At 73.2% G+C, this 2,688-nt stretch carries 5 protein-coding genes; all 5 read right to left on the reverse strand.

Going from position 1 to position 2,688, the window contains the following annotated elements:
* On the reverse strand, positions 1 to 607 hold a 607-nt coding region (locus AB0J68_RS30615), incomplete at its 3' end, for a VOC family protein (RefSeq protein ID WP_363942175.1).
* A gap of 274 nt (positions 608 to 881) precedes the next feature.
* Positions 882 to 1,301 (reverse strand): hypothetical protein, encoded by a 420-nt coding sequence (locus tag AB0J68_RS30620; protein ID WP_363942177.1) that lies wholly within the window; start codon positions 1,299 to 1,301, stop codon positions 882 to 884.
* A 41-nt stretch (positions 1,302 to 1,342) separates the two neighbouring features.
* Positions 1,343 to 1,636: a DUF6510 family protein gene (locus AB0J68_RS30625; RefSeq protein ID WP_354862654.1), complete on the reverse strand. Its 294-nt coding sequence runs from the start codon at positions 1,634 to 1,636 to the stop codon at positions 1,343 to 1,345.
* An 83-nt stretch (positions 1,637 to 1,719) separates the two neighbouring features.
* Complete coding sequence (locus AB0J68_RS30630; RefSeq protein ID WP_363942182.1) at positions 1,720 to 2,484, reverse strand: ferredoxin reductase; 765 nt, start codon at positions 2,482 to 2,484, stop codon at positions 1,720 to 1,722.
* A gap of 7 nt (positions 2,485 to 2,491) precedes the next feature.
* The coding region (locus AB0J68_RS30635) for a molybdopterin-dependent oxidoreductase (RefSeq protein WP_363942179.1) at positions 2,492 to 2,688 on the reverse strand (197 nt) is incomplete at its 5' end.

Raw genomic sequence — 2,688 nt, forward strand, 5'->3', positions numbered from 1 at the left:
CGAGCGTGTCCAGTTCGCTCAGCGCGGTGCGGCCGCTGCCCGCGATCGCCCGCAGCGCCGCCCCCGGGTCGGCGCTGAGCTGGCCCGCCTCGGCCCGCAGGGGTGACTGGATGGCGGTCTCCTCGTCATGGTCCCAGACCAGCGGCCACCCGAGCGCCGCGCTCCAAAAGTAGCCGACGGCCTGCGAACCGTCGCAGGAGACATCACCGAGGAAACCGCAGCCAGCGAGGAACGTGTTACCCGGTCCGAGGACGCAGAACTCGTTGCCCTCGGGATCGGCGAGCACCACGTGACTCTCTTCCGGACGCTGGCCGACGTCGGTGTGCCGCGCGCCCAGCGCCAGCGCTCTGGCCACCGTCTGCCGTTGGTGTTCCAGCGAGTCGCTGGTCAGCTCGAGGTGTGCCCGGTTCTGCAGGACCTTCGGCTCCGGGACCCGCGGAAAACGCAGCCGGAAACCGGTCTTGTCGTCGGGCAGCACGAGGACGCCGTCGCGGGGGTCGTCGACCAGCTCCCGACCCAGGATCTCGGACCAGAACCGCGCGACACCGAGGGGTTCGTTCGCGCCGAAACACACCGCGAAGAGGTGGCTGGCCATCGCTGCGCTCATCTCCGATCCGGGGACGGGGCGGCCCGGACGGGCCGGAGTTCGGAAGCCTACGGACGGGCCCGGTCGGCCGCACCCGAGTTTCCGGGCCCCGCCCCACCACGCTCGGGGGGCCACCGATCCTGATCGGAGGGTTCGCCGCGCCGGCACTGCGGCGCGTCGGGCGGTACGCCGACGGGTTCGTCTGCGCGGCGCCCCTGACTTGGGCCGGCCCCCTGGTCGCCGTCCTATCGCCGTCCTCGCCGAGGCGGATCCGGAAACGCCGTAGCGGCTCCCCTCAGTGGCGCTGCGTCGCGGGCCGGGCGAACCACCGGGCCAGCCACGGGGTGAGCGCGACGAGGGCGACGGCGAGGGCGGTGATGACGGCCTGCCCGATCCGGCCCGGGGTGACGCCACCGGCGGGGTCGAGCACGTCGTTGGCGTACCCGTTCGCGGCGGCGTCCGTCACCAGCACGGCGCAACCCAGCGCGAGCCCCGCCGGACGGCGAGCCGCCAGCAACAGCGCCGCCAACGGATCCCACAGGGTCAGGGACCCGAAGTAGACCGCGAGCCACCCGGGCAGGGCGAGCGGCGGTCGGAGCCCGGGGACGAACACCTGGAGCACGTGCACGACGGTGCCGTAGGCGAAGACCAGAACGGCCGCCGACACGACCAGCCGGGCCCGCAGTGGAACGCCACGCCATCGACCGGTACCCATCCGGCCAGTCTGCCCCAGCGGCGCGAGCGCCGAGCGAACGGTCAGAGCGGCTCGGGAAGCGGCTGCTCCATCGGCATCGGCACCTGGAGGTAGGTGACGCCGCGCATGTCCAGCCAGGCCCGGTCCGGCGCGCGGACCAGGCGCACCATCACCGACTCGCAGGACGGGCAGCGCGCGACCATGCCCGGGGCATGCGAGTAGACGTGCAGGCTGGCCATCGAGCCGGTCGTCCCGCAGTTCTCGCAGCGGCCCATCGCGGTGCTCAGGTCGACGGCGAACAGCTCGCGCATCGGGCCGTCGAGCATGTTGCCGTCCAGGTACGACATCTCGGTCATCGGGTCTCCTCGACGTTGCGTCGGCGGGCGGGACAGTTGGCGGGCCGGACAGGCGGCGGGCGGGGCAGTCGGCGGGCGGGCTCTCAGCCGGTGGGGCCGAAGCGTTCGGTCTTGATCCGCCGCGACGGGTGGCCCAGCCCGACCAGCAGATCGGCCACGGCCTCCACGAACCCGGTCGGGCCGCACACGTAGGTGAGCGGTTCCAGGTCCGGCGGCCAGCCGTGGGTGTTCACGTCGGCCAGGCCGATCCGGTGCGGCTCGCCGCGCCAGCCGTCGGGCGCCTCGCGGGTGTAGACGTACGCCACGTCGAGGCCGAAGTCGTCGCGGACCCGGCGACGCAGCTCGTCGGCGTAGATCACGTCCTCCGCGGTGCGCACCGAGTAGATCAGCCGGAACGGCACCTTGCTGCCGATCGCCCGCCGCGCCCGGATCATCGCCATCAGCGGCACGATGCCGGAGCCGCCCGCGACCAGCTGCACCGGCGCGGTGTCCTCCGATCGCCAGATGAACCAGCCACCGAGCGGTCCGCGGACCTCCACCGGGTCGCCGGGACCGAAGACATCGATGAGGTACGGCGACACCTCGCCGTCGGGCACCCGCTGGACGGTCACCTCGATCCGCGGGCCGCCGGGGCCGTCCACGACCGGCCCGGCGATCGAGTACGACCGGGCGGTCTGGTAGCCGTCCGGCGCGGTCAACCGCACGTCGACGTGCTGCCCGGGCAGATGCCCCGGCCAGTCCGGCACCTCCAGGATCAGCGTCTCCGCCGTCGCCGTCTCGACGCGGCGCTCCACCAGCCGCGCCACCTGCCACTTGATTGGCGCCCGGGCCGGGGTGCCCGTCGCCACGGCCCGCTCAGTCACCCTGGTACCGCTGTTCGCGCCACGGGTCGCCGTAGTCGTGGTAGCCGGCCGTCTCCCAGAACCCCGGTTCGTCCATTGTCTTGAGTCGGATGCCGCGCACCCACTTGGCGGACTTCCAGAAGTACAGGTGCGGCACCAGCAGCCGCGCCGGGCCGCCGTGCTCGGCCGGCAGCGGCGCGCCGTCGAAGG

The sequence above is a fragment of the Micromonospora sp. NPDC049580 genome, from assembly GCF_040675595.1.
Classification (GTDB): Bacteria; Actinomycetota; Actinomycetes; order Mycobacteriales; family Micromonosporaceae; genus Micromonospora.

What these genes read in the sequence shown, in the direction of transcription:
- AB0J68_RS30620 (WP_363942177.1), bottom strand. Translation starts at nt 1,301, where the DNA reads ATGGGTACCGGTCGATGGCGTGGCGTTCCACTGCGGGCCCGGCTGGTC.
- AB0J68_RS30625 (WP_354862654.1), bottom strand. Translation starts at nt 1,636, where the DNA reads ATGACCGAGATGTCGTACCTGGACGGCAACATGCTCGACGGCCCGATG.